The sequence below is a fragment of the Streptomyces sp. NPDC005438 genome (assembly GCF_040606315.1).
Classification (GTDB): Bacteria; Actinomycetota; Actinomycetes; order Streptomycetales; family Streptomycetaceae; genus Streptomyces.
This window is the reverse complement of record NZ_JBEXEP010000010.1, coordinates 44100-59833: the sequence shown is the minus strand read 5'-3', so window position 1 is coordinate 59833 and position 15734 is coordinate 44100. Positions and strand designations below refer to the sequence as shown.

Sequence of the window (15734 nt, the reverse complement as noted above, 5' to 3'; positions counted from 1 at the left end):
GCCCCGACCGTGGTCGACCGGCCCGGGGGAACGCCTACGCACAGAGGACAACGTTGCCGGGGCGGAGGTTGTGCGGCACCCCTACGGCATCTCCGAACACCTGGAGGGCGGGTGCCGTCAACCGGTGGGCGGGCCGGGCCACTTGAGGGTGGCGACGCCCCCGGGAGGCAGCTCGTAGCGGGCCGAGGCGCCGTTCTCGGTCACCGAGAAGGTGCGGGCCTCCTCGCCCTTGTTGAGGACCAGCAGTACCCGGGAGCCGTCGGGGTTGCGGAAGGCGACGCTGTGCGGCGCGTGCGGGCCCCGACCGTCGGAGGCGATCCGCCGGGCGCCGGGGCGTACGAACCTGCCGAGGTGGCCCAGGGCGTAGTACTCGGCGTTGCGGTGCACCTTCTCGCCCCGGACCTCGACCACGCCGTTGCAGTCCTGGCAGTACCCCGCGTGGGGTCCGCCGTCCTGGTCGAGGGCGAGGTTCCACAGCACCACCGTCTCCGCCCCGGCCCGGAGCGGGCGGATCACCCAGTTCTCGGTCTGCCAGCGCAGGGCGGCGGCCAGGTCCTGGGTACCGTCCTCCCCGTCGGTGCCGCTGCACTCGGTGAACAGCACCGGATAGCCGGCCCGACGGACCTCCGACTGCCGCTCGGGTTCGCCCTTGTAGCAGTGGAAGGCGGCTCCGCGTACCCGGGACAGGTCGGAGGTCTTCCGCAGGACATCCAGCGGGTACTCCGGGTGGTCCCAGTTGTGCTCGAAGACGTAGAGGGTGGTGTCCAGGCCGGCGGCGGTCAGCTTCTCGTCCACCACCCGCAGCAGCCGGGCCTGTTGGCCGGAGGACATCGCCATGGAGGGGTAGATCGCCTCGAACATCGGCTCGTTGGCGACGCTCAGGTCCTGCACCGGCACCCCGGCCTTGGCGTAGGCGCGCAGGGAGCGGACCAGGTAGTCCGCGAAGTCGTCGTAGTGGTCAGGGCTCAGCCGGCCGCCGGAGAGGGTCCCGTTCTCCTTCATCCAGGCCGGGGCGGACCAGGGGGAGGCCATGATCCGCAGCCCGGGGTTGACCCTCCGGGCCTCGCGCAACAGGGGGAGGATCGCCTTCTCGTCCCTGGCCACGGAGAACGTCCCGCGCTCGTCCTCGTAGGTGTAGTACGGCAGTCGGGCCACGAAGTCGCTGGCGCCCAGCGGTTGGCGCAGGTAGCTGAGGCCGAGGCCCTCGGTGGTGAACAGCTCGGTCACCAGTTTCCGGCGCCGTTCCTCGGGGAGCCGGCCCAGCAGTTCGGCGGAGGACTCGGTCACCGAGGCCCCGGCGCCCTGGAACCGTTGCCCGCGTCGGGCCGGGTCGACCAGTACGTCGTCGTCCAGGCGCTCGGCGTCGAAGTCGGTGGGCGGGGCGGGGCTCAGCGCCCGGGTGCCCTCACCGTCGGTCACCCAGGACCGTACGGTGACCTCGGAGGCACCGGCCTGCGAGCCGGACAGCAGGGCGGCCACCAGCGCCAGCACCAGCAGCCGGGCCAGGGGTCGCACCACCCTCGCCGCCCCGGGGTGGGCGCCGCCCACCAACGACCTCGGCCCCTTCGCCGGCCACGGCACGGCAACCCCTCTCCGCTGTCCCTACGGTCACGAGGCCCCCGGGTGGTGTCCGACGGCCTGGGGCCATCGGACACCCTCGCTGTTGCCCGTGGATCACGTGGTGGTGAAACCCCGGTGGCTTCACGGGAGTTGGGTCCCTGGAGGGGGCCTACGGGACGTACTTGTACCCCACTCTGCGCACCGTAACGATGCGATCGCGGAAGGAGGGGCCCAACTTGCGCCGCAGCCGGGCCACATGGACGTCCACGGTGCGGCCGTCCCCGATGTGCCCGTAGCCCCAGACGGTGCTGACCAGCTGTTCCCGGGAGTGGACCCGGTGGGGGTGGCGCACCAGGTGCTCCAGCAACTGGAACTCCAGGTAGGTCAGGTCCAGGGGGCGGCCGTCGACCTCGGCGAGGTGCCGGCCGCTGTCGACCCGGACCGGGTCACCTCCTCCCCCCGCCGGCTCCTCGGGGCCGGTGTCGGGGGCGGTGTCGGCCTCGTTCCCGGTGGCGCCGGTATCGGGCGAGGTCGGTCGTCCTCCGAGGCCGACCGGCCGGATCTCGACGGGCACCCCACCGGGGTCCAGCAGGCTGCGGGGGTCGACGCCCTCGGGGACCAGGATCAGGTAACCGGACAGCCCTCCTGCCGGGGCGGCCTGGGCGGCCCGCTCCCGCACCACCCGGAGTCGGGGTGAACGGGCAGCCAGCGCGGGCGGTTCGGACAACGGAACGGTCATGACTACTCCTTGGGACGGGGCCCACCTCGGGGCCGCGGTGTCGGAACGAACGGGCGTGACAGGAGGTGACGGGGTGTGAGGGGGTGTGGGGTTCGGACGTCGGCGGCCGTCCCCCGAGGGGCGCGGTTCAGGCCGCGACCGGGGTGTAGTGGACGGCGTCGTCGCCCTCGACCAGGTGGCTGTGCCGCCCGTCGACGCCCACCGGGACGTCGCCGGCCACGGTGACCCGGTGCAGCTCGCGCGGCAGGTCGCCGAAGTCGTCGGGCGCGTAGTGCTGGGTGATCCGGTTGTCGAACAGCACCAGGTCGCCCGGCCGCCAGGAGATCCGTACGACGTTCTCCGGCCGGGTCACGTACGCCTGGAGGAGACGCAGCACGTCCCGGGACTCGGAGTGGCTCAGCCCCACCACGGTCTGGGCGAACCCCCCGATGAACAGGCCGCGTTCACCGCTGACCGGGTGCACCCGCACCACCGGGTGGGCGGTCTTCCAGGTGCGGGAGGTGAAGATCCGCCGTTGCTCGGCGGCCTTGGCGCTCCGGGGCTCGGCGTAGTCGTGGTCGTTGGTGTGCACCGCCCACAGCCGGTCCGCGAGGTCCCGCAGCGGTTCGGGCAGGTCCTGGTAGGCGGTCGCCGCGTTGGCGACGAGGGTGTCGCCGCCGTACGGAGGCACCACGAGGGCGCGCAGGGTGCTGACCCGGGGCGGGGTGCGTAGGAAGGTGACGTCGGTGTGCCAGTGGTTGGAGCGCACGCCCTCCTCGGCGTCCACCGGCAGGACGTGCGGCTGGCCCTCCACCGAGGGCACCGTGGGATGGGCGGTGGTCAACTCGCCGAACAGGCGGGCGAAACGGAGCTGGTCCTCGTCCTCCAGCCGCTGGTCGCGGAAGACCAGGGCCTTGTGTGCCAGCAGGGCGGAGTCGATCTCCGCCACGGTTCCGGGCTCCAGTCGACCGGAGAGGTCGACGCCCAGGACCTCCGCTCCGATACGGCCGCCGATGCGGCGGACCTCAAGTCGGTTCTCGGACATGGTGGTTCCCCTTCTGTGGCTGCTCGTGTGGCTGCTCTTACGGCTGCGGTGCGGGTCGCTCGGTGGCAGGCGGTACGCCATCCCGCGCGGCACGCGGTGCCGGTCCCGGGCCGTCACCGGCGGGTCGGGGGCCGTGGTGCGCCGGGGTGCTGCGCCGGGGTCGCGAGGTCCGCGACGGGCGCTCAGGCTCCGGGCGTGCGCGCCGACTTCGGCGTACACCCCGGACAGCGGGGCCGACAGCGGCCGTCGTTCTCCCACGGGGCGCGGAGACCCATGGCGGGGGAAACGGCGACAGACACGAGGAACTCCCAGGAGAGGGCGGAGGGGGTGGAGATCCGACCGGGACGGGGTGCCCGGATGTTCGGGAAGCGTTCCCGAACGTCAGCGGGCGGCCCTGGTCAGGCTGGGTGACCGGCGAAGGAGGGGCGCGGAACCCGCATCGCCCTCCGCGTCAGCGCGTGGCCGTAGACCGGGAAACACGGCGCCGGGTGCGGCGGCGTGGACTACGGGGCTACGGGCCTACGAGAAACAGTGAGCGGGATTCGCGCGCCGGCTCAGAGGGCGCGCGCACAGAGGGCGCTGGCATGACGTCGAAGATCGACGTGCCGACGCGTCACAAGAATCTCCACCAGGCTCACGCTTCCGAGCGTGCCAGCCGGCTCCGGCGTTCGTCAATGACGGCCGGAGGGCGTCTCGCATGGCGGAAGGACGGATGGCTCACGGCGACCGCCACCCGGTTGTCTGACGAACCGTCACCGTACGAGCGAGGACCCGCCGGGCCCCGGAGGCCGCCCCGGAACGTACGGCCCACCGCACGCGCACCCGTGTCCCGGGGGAACCCCCGCGCCGAGGGCCAGCGGGTGGGACGGGCCGGCCCCGAACAGTCCCCGGAGAACCGGAGGTTGACGACGGCACCGGAGGCGGGGTGCTCCGGCAAAGCTGTGCCCCACCTCCCACGGACCGGCCCCGGTACCGCGTGGGAGCGCGGGTCCGGGGCCGAACAGCCGTCGGCCCGGCTTCCCCCCGAGAGGATGCCGGGCCGACGTGTTTCCTTATGAAGTTGTACGAGCCAAGGCTCTACCGAAGGGAGGCGGTGGTCACTCGCCAGCCACGTTCAGCAGCTTGTTCGGGGTGCCCTCGCTCGGGTTGGTGATGGCGTCCGGGGTGGCGTTGTCCACCAGGCCCTTGGCCACGTCGTCCGGGGTGGCGTCCGGGTTGTCGCCCAGGTACAGGGCGGCGCCGCCCGCGACGTGCGGGGAGGCCATCGAGGTGCCGGACAGGGTGGCGGTGGCGTCGTCACCGGTGTTGGTGGCCGAGACGATGTCCACGCCCGGGGCGTAGATGTCCACGCCCTCACCGAAGTTGGAGAAGTCCGCCTGAGCGTCCTGGTCGTCGCTGGCCGCGACGGTCAGGGCCTCGGGCACACGGGCCGGCGAGGTGGTGCTGGCGTCCGAGCTCTCGTTGCCCGCGGCGACCGCGTAGGTCACGCCGGCTTCGATGGACTTCTGGACGGCGGCGTCAAGCGCCTCGTCCTGCGGGCCACCGAGGCTCATGTTGGCCACGGAGGGGCCCTCGTGGTTCTCGGTCACCCAGTCGATGCCCTTGACGACGCCCTCGGTGGTGCCGGAGCCGTTGTCGTCCAGGACACGGACGGCGACGATGTTGGCCTTCTTGGCGACACCGTGCTCGGCACCGGCGATGGTGCCGGCCACGTGGGTGCCGTGACCCTGGCCGTCGTCCGCCTCGTCGTCGTCGTCCACGGCGTCGTAGCCGTAGGTGGCGCGGTCCTCGAAGTCGCTGTGGCTGATGCGCACACCGGTGTCGATGACGTAGGCGTTCACGCCCTCACCCGCGGTGTCGGGGTAGTTGTAGGCGTCGTCACCTTCGGTCTCAGCCTGGTCGATACGGTCCAGGCCCCAGGACGGCGGGCTGTCCTGGGTCTCGCTGATCTTGACCGTCTTGTTCTGGACGACCTTCTCGACCTTGCTGTCGGCGGCCAGCTGCTTGGCCTCGGTCTCGCTGAGACCCTTCACGGCGAAGCCGTTGACGGCGGACTTGTAGGTGCTGGTGACCTTGCCACCGAACTCCTTGGCCAGGTCCTTGCTCTCAGCGGAGGCCTTGATGCCCTTGGCGTCCTTCAGCAGAACGATGTAGCTACCGTCGATAGCGGTCTTGGCGTTGGTGCCGTAGACGGTGCCCTCGGCGGGGGCGGCGCCAGCCGCTCCGGCCATCACGGTCACACCGGCGGTCATCGCCGCGGCTGCCGCGACTGCGACGCCTATACGAACCTTGTTGCTCCGCTTGCGAGTTGCCATGACGAGGGATCCTCTCCTCGTGTTGGTTGTGGGGGGAAGCTCGCACCAGGTGCGAGCGACCCGAACGGCCAGCGAAAGATCCGCTCGGGTTGGTTCGAAACCATGTCGGATTGGCGCGCTCAGCTCAAGCGCTTGAGAGTTGTGTGAGATACACAACACTTGCCACGCCAGCTATGTCGGGATACGTACGGGCGAACGGACGGTTCCGCTGCAACGTGCCGGCAACGTTCGAGGTCCGGGGGGTATATAGCCCCGGGCGATAGCTTCGCGGACCGAGTGTCCGCATGACGGCGTGGACCGTCCGCCTCACGACTCGTGGTATACGCACTGCCCACCCCGGGTGAGCGGTACGGGCCGGTCCGGTTCGGGGGCCGTACGCGCAGAGTTCACCGCCACGTTCCCTCAGCGGCATCCGCCGTGGTGAACGGCTGGTTACGCTCCAGCACGGAGCCGGGTCACGCCCGACTGCTCCCGCTCTGTCCGCAGCGTCTGGAAGACCCGTGCCCAAGCTCTCTGTCATCATCCCCTGCCGCAACGTCCAGGAGTTCGCGCCGGACGCCCTCCGCGGACTGGCCAACAACGTCGGCCCCGACGTGGAGTTCCTCCTCGTGGACGACCGCTCCACGGACGCCACGCCCCAACTCTTCGAACGGGCGGCAGCCGAGCTGCCGCGTACCCGGGTCCTCCACCACCGCACCAACCTGGGCATCTCCGCCGCGCGCAACACCGGTATCGAGGCCGCGCGGGGCGAGTACCTCACCTTCCTCGACGGGGACGACTGGTACGCCCCCGGCTACCTGCCCCGACTCCTGCGCACCGTCGAGGAGTTGGACTGCGACTTCCTGCGCGTGGACCACGTGCGCTGCACGGGCTCGGAACGGGTGGTGCGCCGCGCCCCCGCCCCCCGTCGGGGCGTGGTGCTGGACCCGCTCGACTCCGTCGCGCCCGCCCACCGGGAGACGATGGTGGACTACCCCTTCGTCTGGGCCGGCGTCTACCACCGGCGGCTGTTCGAGGACGACCACCCCGGCGGGGCGCTGCGCTTCCACCCCTCGTTGCGTACCGCCGAGGACCGGGTGTTCGTGTGGCAACTGCACCTGCGGGCCCGCACCTTCGCGGCGGCCGGACTGCTGGGCGTCTTCTACCGCAGGGGCGTGACCACCTCGCTCACCCAGATCCGGGACGCCCGACAGCTGGACTTCATCCCCGCCCACGACCTGATCCTGCGTGAGGTGGAGCGGCACCCCCAGGCCGAGCGGTTCCTGCCCAAGATCGTCCGCACCTACTGCGCCATGATCGCCTTCCACGCCCAGAGCGCGGAACGGTACGAGCCGGCCGCCGCCCGCACCCTGCGCCGGGAGTCCGCCGCCGCGCTGCGGCGGATGCCCCGGGCGGTGCTGGAACGGACCCTCGCCGAACTCAACCCGGAGCGCCGCGGAACCCTACGGCGACTGATGGGCGGTACCCGGAAGGTGGTGGGGGCGTGAACGCCCGTACCGGCGAGCGTATCCAGCTGTTCGAGGTCTCCACCCTCTACGGCGCCGCCACCCTCGCGGCGGCCCTGGACGCCGGCCTGTTCGGCCCGCCCGACTCCGGCCGACGGGTGCTGCTGGTGTCCCAGAACGCCGCGGTGCCCGAGACCGCCGGCCACCTGTCCGACATGGCCGGCTGGTCCCGCGTCGCGGCCCGTTTCGACCAGGTGGTCGACTGGAACGAGACCATCCGGCCCCACCACCCCAGCGGTTGGCACCCCTCCCCCAACGACTCCCCGGTGTGGGAACGGCTGTTGCGGCTGGCCTGGGACCTGGGTGACGGACCGGTCGAACTGGTCGTGGAGTCGGTCCACGTCAGCCCGGCCAGGACGCTGTGCGCGCTGTTCGCCGAGGCGGACATCCACGTCTACGCGGACGGGCTGATGAGCTACGGACCCACCCGGGACAAGCTCCCCCCGGCCACGGCCTGCCGCGTCCAACGGCTGCTGCACCTGGACCTGGTGCCCGGGCTGCGTCCACTGCTGCTGTCGGAGTTCGACGTACCCGCCGTACTGGTGCCCACCGCCGCCTTCCGCGAGGTGCTCCGGGAACTGTCCGAGGGCGAGGAGCTGCACCACGACCCCGCCCCCACCGCCGTACTGCTGGGCCAGTACCTGGCGGCCCTGGGCATCCTCAGCGTGGCCGAGGAGGAGGAACTGCACGCCCGGATGGTGCGCGGAGCCGCCGCCGACGGGCACGAGGTGCTGCTGTTCAAGCCGCACCCCACCGCCCCGGCCAGCTACTCCAGGGTGTTGGAGAAGGCCGCCGCCGACGCGGGCGTCCAACTGACGGTGCTGGAGCGGCCGATGCTCGCCGAGACCGTGTTCGCCCAGCTGCGCCCCCGACTGGTGGTCGGCTGCTTCTCCACCGCGATGATGACCGCCGCCGCCTGCTACGACATCCCCGTCGCCCGGGTGGGTACCGAACTGCTGCTGGACCGGCTCGCCCCCTACCAGAACAGCAACCGCGTGCCGGTGACCCTGGTCGACGCCCTGGTGCCGCCGGTGGAACGGGGCGGTGCCCTGGTCACCGAGGACCCGGGAGTCGGCGAGCGGGTGGCCCCACTGGTGCGCACGGTCGGCTTCTGTATGCAGTCCGAGCGGTACCCCTGGCTGCGTACCGAGGCCGAACACTGGCTCCGGGAACGGCTGGACGAGCGGACCGCCCGCTACTTCAAACGGCGCCGGCTCACCGCCCTGGGCCTCCCCGGAGGGTTCGCGCCCGGTCCGCTGCGCCAACTCCCCGGCAGTGGCGCGGCCCTGCGCGCGGCCCGCAAGGTACGGCGCAAGCTGCGCTGAGCCGCCCGGGCCGGTCCGGGTGCCGTTCGCGAGGAGTTCACCCGCCCCTCGGGTCCGGGTCACCCGCCCGGGCCCGGCAGGCGGGAGGGTGGACGTTCGTCCGTCACGAGTGGGAGCGATGTCAGCCAGAACCACCGCACGAGCAGTGCTCCGGCGCGCCACCCCCGGCACGGGCCGCCGAAGGTCCACCGACCACACCGGGGCGGCCCTGGCCGAGGGGGCCGACCGCTGTACGGCGTACTTGTCCGGGCTGCCCACCCGGCCGAGCCCCCAGCAGGCCGGGCTGGTCGCGGTGTTCGGCCGGTGGCTGTCGGCACACCGGACCCGGGAGGCCGGCACGGACGAGCCGGTGAGCGCCGAGCTGTTCGACCTGACCCTCCAGGCCGGCTGGACCGCCCTGGAGGTGGACGCCGCGACGGAACGGGCACTCGCCCTCGCACTCGCCGATGTCGCGCTCGCCTGCCGGCGGCGTTCCCGGGGTGCCTGGCGGCTGAGGGCCCACGCGCTGGACGCCCTCGGCCGCGCCGGGGAGGCCGAGGAGGCCTGGGCGCGCCACCTGGAGCTGGCCGACGGCCCCTCCCCCGCCCGCGCCGCCGAGGAGGCCCGGCTGGCCGTGACCCGGGAGAAGCGCCGGCTGCTGGCCGAGGCGGTGGACCTGCTGCCCGAACAGGGCGAGCGGGCCCGGGAGTTCACCCGGCTCGTACGGGAGGAGGCACCCGGCGAGGAGGTCCGCGCCGCCTTCACCGCCGGGCTCCGGGAGGTGCTGGCGGCACGGGGCGCGGCCCGGCCGGAGGTACGGCGGCTCGCCGAGTCGTACGCGACCTACTGCCGGCTGCTGGCCCACGGGCGGCTGCCCGACCCCTCACTGGGCGGGGTGCGGCCGATGGGCGTACCGGAGCTGCGGGAGCTGGTGAGCGGACGGGTGGTGCGCGTGGTCGTCGGGCCGGCGCCGGCCGAGGCGCTGACCGACGAGGCGGTGGTGGTGCGCTGCGGTGACTTCCCCGCCCGGGACCGGGCCGACCTGCACGCGGTGTCGTACCGCTCCACCACCTGCTGGGACCGCCCGGTCACCGCCCGGCTGGTGTGCGGCGGCCCCCTGGCCGAGTGGCGGGAGGCGCTACGGCGGGTGGTGCCCGGTGCCCAACAGTGGCTGGGCGACGACTCCTTGCGGCATCCGGTGACCGATCCCCTGCTGCTGGCCGAGCAGCCGCCCGAGGACGGGGACGAACCGGGGGTGGCCTACTCCGTACTGCGGTTGCTGTGCTTCCTCGACGTGAGCCCCCGGGTCGAGCTGTGGGGCGAACCCCGGCTCGCGGCACGGGAGCGGGAGTGGGTGGCCGCGCACCGGGTCGAGGGCCACGGGCCGGGGGTGACCGTCCGATGAGCGGGCACCGACACGACACCGGGGGCACCGGCCGGGGGCGGGCCTTCTGGTGCCCCACCGACCGGGCCGGGGTGGAGCGGCTGCCGGAGCTGTTGCGGAGCATGGCGCTGACCAACCCCACGGTGTGCGAGGACCTGCTGCTGCCGGACCTGGACCTGCCGCCCGAGGGGTGGGCGGCCCTGCACCGGCTGCACCCCCGGATCGTGGTGGGCGGCGAGGTGACGGCGTACGCCGAGGTGGTGCCGCTGGAGCCGCACTGGTTGATGGCCCCCGGGCGGGCCGTCGTCCGGGACCCGGAGGTCGACCAGCGGAAGCCGTACCAGCTGGGCGACACCGCGTTCTGGTCCCGCTACTGCGCCCTGCCCGGGGCGCGGCACCCGGAGTTGCTGTGGCACTTCGCCCGGCCCCTGCTGGAACACCGGCCCACGGTCGACCTGGCCCGGGCCGCCGCCCTGGTACTGCGGGAGCGGGGCCGCTACGAGGAGGCCGTGGAGGTGCTGGAACGGGTCACCCCCGGGGTCGACCAACCGCGCTTCCACGAGACCCTGGGCAGCGCTCTGATGGCCCTCTCCCGTCACGAGGAGGCCGAGACCCATCTGCTGCTGGCCTCCGCCTCCCCGCAGGTGGCGCCCCGGGCGTTCAGCCAACTCGCCCGGCTGGCCTGGCTGCGCGGCGAGGACGAGCGGGCCCGCCACTACGCCGGGGAGGGGCTGGACGCCGAGCCGGTGAACCGCACCTGCCGGGCGCTGTACGTCCGGGAGGCGGCCCCGAAGTGGGCGCCCGAGGGGGACCAACCGGCCGCCGGTGCGGGGCGGTTGACCCATGTGGCGCTGTACGCCGGTGGACAGGAGAACGCCGGGGACAAGGTGCTGCCCCAGGCGGTGCGGCACTGTCTGGAGCACCGGTTGGGGGAACGGGACTGGTCCTCGGTGCAGGCGCACCGGCTGTTCGACGGGGCCGCCCTGGAACGTGCCAACGCCGGCGCCGGGGTGGTGGTCGGCGGGGGCGGACTGTTCCTGCCCGACACCTGGCCCAACGGCAACAGCGCCTGGCAGTGGAACGTACCGGACCGGGCACTGCGCGCGCTGCGGGTGCCGTTGGTGGTGTTCGCGGTGGGGTTCAACCTCTTCCCCGGGCAGCGCTACCACCGGGACCGCTTCCGGGACTCGCTCACCACCCTGGTGGAGCGGGCCACCTTCGTGGGGCTGCGCAACCACGGTTCGGTGGAGCGGGTACGGGAGCTGCTCCCGGAGGAGCTGCGGGACCGGGTGGTCTACCAGCCCTGCCCCACCACCGTCACCCGGCGGATCACCCCGGGCTGGACCGATGTCACCGAACGCGCGGACCACGTCCTGCTCAACTGCGCCTACGACCGCGCCGGTTCACGCTTCCAGGGGGACTACGCCGGCTTCCTGGCCCGGATGGCCCGGGCGGTCAGGACGCTGCGCCGGCACACCGAGGTCCGGTACGCGCCCCACATGGTGGCCGACGAGCGGTTCGTCCACGACCTGCGACGCGAACACGGGCTGACCCTGCCGGTGGAACCGCTGTACGACCGGGACAACGACCAGGTGCGGGACGTCTTCCGCAGGGCCCGGCTGGTGATCGGGATGCGCGGTCACGCCGGCATGATCCCCTTCGGCTGCGGCACCCCGATCCTGAGCCTGGTCTCGCACCCCAAGCTGGGGTACTTCCTCGACGACATCGACCGCCCCGAGTGGGGGCTGTCGGTGCACGACCCCCGGCTGGCGGAGCGGCTGTGCGAGCGGGCGCTGGCCGTGCTGCGGGACCAGGACGCGGCGGTCGCCGACGTACGGGACCGGCAGGAGCTGCTCTGGCAGGTGACCCGGGCCAACCTGGCCGCCCTGCACGGCCCACTGGGAACGTAGGGCGGGGACGGTCCCGCCCGGGAGGGGCCGACCGGTGTGTTCCTCGCGCCGGATCACGGTCGGCGCCAGGACGCCGCGCGGGATCGGGACCGGTCCGACCACCCTCGGGCGTAGGACCACAGTGGCACCCCGGACCGGGCCGGCCCGGCGGTCGGGGCCGGCCGTACGTCCGGGGCGTGTCCGGCCCCCGTGAACTGGGGCGGCGGAACGGCGAGTTGACGCCGCCCGTGGTTCAGCGGCCCCCGCCGAGTTCCGCGTGGTGGGCCTCGGGGTCGGGCTGGGTGGTGCCACGGCGCCAGGTCACGGCAGCCGCGCAGAGGGCGATCGCGCCGGCGACGAGGAATCCCGTCGTGTAGCCCGACTCCCGGGGCGGCTGTCCGGGCGCACTCGCGGACGACGCCACGACGACGGCGGCGAGTACGGAGCCGAGAGCACCGCCGACGGTGCGCAGGATGGTGTTGACCCCGGTGGCCGAGCCCGTCTGCTCCCGCTTGACGGCACCGACGACCAGGCCGCCGAGCGAGGCGAAGACCAGACCGTAGGACAGCCCCAGAAGGGCACCCCAGACCAGCACCTCCGGGAGGTGCTGGTGGAGGAGACCGAGCCCGCTCAGGGCGAGCGTCGCGAGGACGGCACCCGAGCGGAAGGTGGTCTTCGGCCCCCGGGCGCGCGACATCCGTGCCGCCAGCGGCGCGGCGAGAAGCATCCCGACGGCGATGGGGGCCATCAACAGCCCGGTGCGGGCCGGGGAGTAACCGAAGCCGTAGCCGAGGGCGGTGGGGGTCTGGACGAACAGCGGTAGGAGCGTCACCGCCGCGAACATCCCCGCGCTGACCACCAGGGTGGCGACGTTGGTGGTGAGCAGTCGTGGCCCGGTCAGGAGGCGCGGATCGACCAGCGGTGCCGCCACGCGCCGTTCCACGAACCCGAACGCGGCGGCGAGTACGGCCGAGGTGACGAACAACGTGACGATCACCGGCGAGGACCAACCCCACGCGCGGCCCTGACTGAGGGCCAGCAGAAGGGCGACCAGTGTGCCCGCGAGCAGGAGCGCGCCGGTCAGGTCGACCCGGCCCGTGGACGGGACGGGACCCCGGGGCGGCGGCACCCGGAGCACCCCCGCCAAGGCCAGCAGGGCCAGCACCGCGAGCGACCAGAAGAGCGCGGCGGGGCCGGCGACATCGACGAGCGGACCGGCGACGACCATGCCGAACGCCCCACCGACCCCGAACATCGCGGAGAGCGCCGCGATGACACCTCCCAGCCGTGCGGCGGGGACGGTCTGACGGGCCAGCCCGAAGGCGCAGGGGAAGACGCCCCCGGAGAGCCCCTGGAGCACCCGGCCCGCCACCACTCCGGCGTACAGGTCCAGTTGGGTGCCCACCGCCGCCACCAGGGAGCCGACCAGCAGCAGTGCGAGACCGGTGACGATGATCCGCCGGTGGCCGAACAGGTCTCCGAGCCGCCCCGCCACCGGTGTCGCCACAGCGGAGGCGAGCATGAAGGCGGTCAGGAGCCAGGTCGCACCGGTCGCGGAGACGTCGAGTTGGCGGGCGAACACCGCCAGCGCGGCGAGCACGATCGTCTGCGCGATCGCCACCGCGAAGGCCGCGAGCAACAGCGCCACCGCGCCGTGGCCGGCGGCCCGCCCCGAGCGGCTCCGCCCGAACCTGTCGGAGACGAACACCACGGCGGCCGTCAGGCCGGCCAGGACCCACATCAGTACTCCTCACCAGTGCCCGGCGTCAGCGGGGCCAGTCGCCGTCGCGCCCAGGCCAGGGCGGCGGCCGGGTCGTCGGTGGCCGTGGTCGGGCAGCCCCACACCTTCGCGCCGGCCCTGATCGTCTTGGCGTTGGCCCGCTGCGCCTCGGGCGAGAGCACGAACGCGAGACCGGCGCAGCGTTCCCGTAGGCCGGGGCGGAGGGTCTTCAGCAGCCGCACCCGCTCGCCGGCGCCGGCCATCCCGCGCGGCCTGTCCTCGGGCATACGGATCACGGCGCTGAAGGGTTCACGGCGCTCCAGTGCGGCGGTCAGGACCTCGCCCACCTGGCGGGCCCCGGTCACGGGGTCGAGTTGCCCCACGTCCAGTGTGACCAGGGGCCACCGGGCGAGCGCGGTGTCGGTGACGCGGCTCATCCTCACTCCTCCTCGATGCTAGGTGAGGTGACCCTAACCCATTAGAGACCAACGGTCACTAAATAGCCTGACCGGATTCGTAGACTGGCGTGCGTGAAGGCGAGAACCCCCAAGCCCGGCCGCCCGGCACGGCTGAGTCGAGAGCGGATCGTGGACGCCACCCTGAGCAGCGACCTGCGGACCGTGACCATGCGCGACATCGCGGAGCGGCTCGGCGTCTCCCACTCGGCGCTCTACCGCTGGGTCGGCAACCGCGACGAACTCCTCGACCTCGTCGGCGAGGTCATCGTCGAACGCATCCTGCCGACCGCCGAGCCGACGGCCGACACCTGGCGGCAGTGGCTGGCGGACCTCGCCTGGCGGATGCATGACCAGTTCCTCGCCGTACCCGGGTACGCGACCCACGTGGCGATGCCGCACCGGCACAACGCGCAGGCGTTCGGCCGCCTACGCGACCGCGCGGTCTCGGCGTTCCGACTCGCGGGCGCGTCCGACGAGTTGGCGGAACAGAGCTGGTACGTCTTCGGGCTGGGCGTCGTGCAGTGGCTGGGCGCCCAGCAGAGGGGCCACGACCTCGGCCCGGACGCGCCCCGCTTCGACCTGTTCCTGGACGTCCTGCTGCGCGGGCTGCCGGCGCGGGAGCCGGGGTGGGCGGCTCAGCCCAGGTAGCGGCGCAGCTTCAGGGCGCCCCAGGCGAGGCTGGCGGCGTAGGACAGCACCATGGTCAGGGACAGGCCGACCACCAGCACCAGTGCCGCGAGCGGGGCGCTGAGGTCGGGGCTGACCATGCGGCGTACCAGTTCCTCCACGAAGAACACGTGCACCAGGTAGGCGCCCAGGGCGGCGTTGGCCAGTTTCGCCAGGGTGGGGCGCAGGCGGACGGGGATCGGCAGCCGGTGCACCATCAGCAGGACGGCCACGGTCATCGCGGCCACGAACACGTGGGCGTTGGCGATGACGTAGTGGATCTGGGTGTCGTACCACACGCATCCGGCGACCGCGCCCAGCCACACCAGCGGCAGCGCCAGCCGCACCCGGCGCGGCATCCGTTCCGGGAGGCCGAACAGCAGGGCACCGCCGACGGCGTAGACGACCGCGTAGGTACCGAAGCCCCAGCCCACCTCGGGGACGTGCCAGCCGGTCAACTCCCCCAGCGTGCCCAGGACCTGGGGGGCGAGGGCGACCGCGAGCAGCGCGGCGCCCAGGCGCCAGGGGCGTTGGCCGGCCCGTACCAGTACGGCGAAGGCCAGCATGACGATGATGGGGATGTAGCTGTACATGAACCACAGGTGGTACGCCGGCCGCACCGAGCCGAACAGCGCGTCCACGCCCAGCCGGGTCATCGGCTCCTCGTTGCGGTCCCGCACCCAGGCCCACACCAGGTACAGGGCGGTCCACACGAACAGCGGGACCGTGTTGCGCACCACCCGCCGCCACATCCGGGCGCCGTCCGCCGGCGGTGCCCCGACCAGCACGGCCCAGCCGGCGATGGCGAAGTACATCGGTACCGCGAAGGCGTTGAAGCCCTCGGCGACGTGCCCGACCCAGTAGGCGCCGGAGCCGTTGTCCGGCTGGCCGTCGGTGGCCGCGATGAAGGTGGCGCCGACGTGTCCCAGCATCACCGCGCAGGAACACAGCAGCCGCATCAGGTCCACGTCGTAGCGGTGCTCCCGGGCGGGCCTGGACGGCGGCTCCCCGGTGACCTGGGCGGACTGCTGCTGGGGTTGGGCGACTGCTTCGTTGACCACCCGCACACTGTTGGCCAGCCGGATGGACGGAAGGAGAACGGCGGGGCAACACCACGGAGCGGGCAGACGGGTTTTGCCCCCGGCCGGGGCGGACTGTGCGGTTCCCGAC

At 72.9% G+C, this 15734-nt stretch carries 13 protein-coding genes; 5 read left to right on the top strand and 8 right to left on the bottom strand.

Translation table 11 applies throughout. From position 1 onward, the window contains the following. Nucleotides 1-117 precede the first annotated feature (117 nt). From ABZT14_RS20630 to ABZT14_RS20610, 5 genes are all read right to left on the bottom strand, one after another. Nucleotides 118-1581, bottom strand: coding sequence for a glycoside hydrolase family 30 beta sandwich domain-containing protein (locus ABZT14_RS20630; protein WP_356304843.1), 1464 nt, complete (start codon nt 1579-1581; stop codon nt 118-120). A gap of 148 nt (nt 1582-1729) precedes the next feature. Next, the gene (locus ABZT14_RS20625; RefSeq protein ID WP_356304841.1) at nt 1730-2299 is read right to left on the bottom strand and encodes a winged helix-turn-helix domain-containing protein; all 570 of its coding nucleotides are present in this window, start codon (nt 2297-2299) and stop codon (nt 1730-1732) included. Between the two features lie 127 nt (nt 2300-2426). Beyond that, nucleotides 2427-3323, bottom strand: a complete 897-nt coding sequence (locus tag ABZT14_RS20620; RefSeq protein ID WP_356304839.1) for a TauD/TfdA family dioxygenase — start codon at nt 3321-3323, stop codon at nt 2427-2429. A gap of 554 nt (nt 3324-3877) precedes the next feature. Then, nucleotides 3878-3952 (bottom strand): putative leader peptide, encoded by a 75-nt coding sequence (locus ABZT14_RS20615; protein WP_356305163.1) that lies wholly within the window; start codon nt 3950-3952, stop codon nt 3878-3880. A gap of 468 nt (nt 3953-4420) precedes the next feature. Then, nucleotides 4421-5638 carry a S8 family peptidase gene (locus tag ABZT14_RS20610; protein WP_356304837.1) on the bottom strand — a complete coding sequence of 406 codons (1218 nt, stop codon included), beginning with the start codon at nt 5636-5638 and terminating at the stop codon, nt 4421-4423. Between the two features lie 500 nt (nt 5639-6138). Here ABZT14_RS20610 and ABZT14_RS20605 point away from each other — a divergent pair, with 500 nt between their 5' ends. The 4 genes from ABZT14_RS20605 (at nt 6139) to ABZT14_RS20590 (ending at nt 11741) form a co-directional block, all read left to right on the top strand. Beyond that, a complete protein-coding gene (locus tag ABZT14_RS20605; protein WP_356304835.1) occupies nt 6139-7125 on the top strand; it encodes a glycosyltransferase family 2 protein in 987 nt (328 codons plus the stop codon). Beyond that, complete coding sequence (locus tag ABZT14_RS20600; RefSeq protein WP_356304833.1) at nt 7122-8468, top strand: polysialyltransferase family glycosyltransferase; 1347 nt, start codon at nt 7122-7124, stop codon at nt 8466-8468. The genes ABZT14_RS20605 and ABZT14_RS20600 overlap by 4 nt, the downstream gene beginning before the upstream one ends. 118 nt (nt 8469-8586) lie before the next feature. Beyond that, nucleotides 8587-9852: a hypothetical protein gene (locus tag ABZT14_RS20595; protein ID WP_356304831.1), complete on the top strand. Its 1266-nt coding sequence runs from the start codon at nt 8587-8589 to the stop codon at nt 9850-9852. After that, nucleotides 9849-11741, top strand: coding sequence for a tetratricopeptide repeat-containing glycosyltransferase family protein (locus ABZT14_RS20590; protein ID WP_356304829.1), 1893 nt, complete (start codon nt 9849-9851; stop codon nt 11739-11741). Before ABZT14_RS20595 ends, ABZT14_RS20590 begins: the two co-directional genes overlap by 4 nt. A gap of 232 nt (nt 11742-11973) precedes the next feature. Here ABZT14_RS20590 and ABZT14_RS20585 read toward each other — a convergent pair whose 3' ends face one another. Both ABZT14_RS20585 and ABZT14_RS20580 read right to left on the bottom strand, forming a co-directional pair. Continuing rightward, nucleotides 11974-13461, bottom strand: coding sequence for an MFS transporter (locus ABZT14_RS20585; protein ID WP_356304828.1), 1488 nt, complete (start codon nt 13459-13461; stop codon nt 11974-11976). After that, nucleotides 13461-13877: a hypothetical protein gene (locus ABZT14_RS20580; protein WP_356304826.1), complete on the bottom strand. Its 417-nt coding sequence runs from the start codon at nt 13875-13877 to the stop codon at nt 13461-13463. Before ABZT14_RS20580 ends, ABZT14_RS20585 begins: the two co-directional genes overlap by 1 nt. 93 nt (nt 13878-13970) lie before the next feature. Between ABZT14_RS20580 and ABZT14_RS20575 the strand changes: the two genes are divergently transcribed. Then, nucleotides 13971-14546, top strand: coding sequence for a TetR/AcrR family transcriptional regulator (locus ABZT14_RS20575; protein ID WP_356304824.1), 576 nt, complete (start codon nt 13971-13973; stop codon nt 14544-14546). Here the strand turns inward: ABZT14_RS20575 and ABZT14_RS20570 are convergent. Beyond that, a complete protein-coding gene (locus tag ABZT14_RS20570) occupies nt 14534-15625 on the bottom strand; it encodes an acyltransferase (RefSeq protein ID WP_356304822.1) in 1092 nt (363 codons plus the stop codon). The genes ABZT14_RS20575 and ABZT14_RS20570 overlap by 13 nt on opposite strands. Nucleotides 15626-15734 lie beyond the last annotated feature (109 nt).

Excerpts from the sequence above, each read along its gene's own strand:
- ABZT14_RS20580 (WP_356304826.1), bottom strand. The coding sequence starts at position 13,877 with ATGAGCCGCGTCACCGACACCGCGCTCGCCCGGTGGCCCCTGGTCACA.
- ABZT14_RS20590 (WP_356304829.1), top strand. The coding sequence starts at position 9,849 with ATGAGCGGGCACCGACACGACACCGGGGGCACCGGCCGGGGGCGGGCC.
- ABZT14_RS20610 (WP_356304837.1), bottom strand. The coding sequence starts at position 5,638 with ATGGCAACTCGCAAGCGGAGCAACAAGGTTCGTATAGGCGTCGCAGTC.
- ABZT14_RS20585 (WP_356304828.1), bottom strand. The coding sequence starts at position 13,461 with ATGTGGGTCCTGGCCGGCCTGACGGCCGCCGTGGTGTTCGTCTCCGAC.
- ABZT14_RS20595 (WP_356304831.1), top strand. The coding sequence starts at position 8,587 with ATGTCAGCCAGAACCACCGCACGAGCAGTGCTCCGGCGCGCCACCCCC.
- ABZT14_RS20625 (WP_356304841.1), bottom strand. The coding sequence starts at position 2,299 with ATGACCGTTCCGTTGTCCGAACCGCCCGCGCTGGCTGCCCGTTCACCC.
- ABZT14_RS20620 (WP_356304839.1), bottom strand. The coding sequence starts at position 3,323 with ATGTCCGAGAACCGACTTGAGGTCCGCCGCATCGGCGGCCGTATCGGA.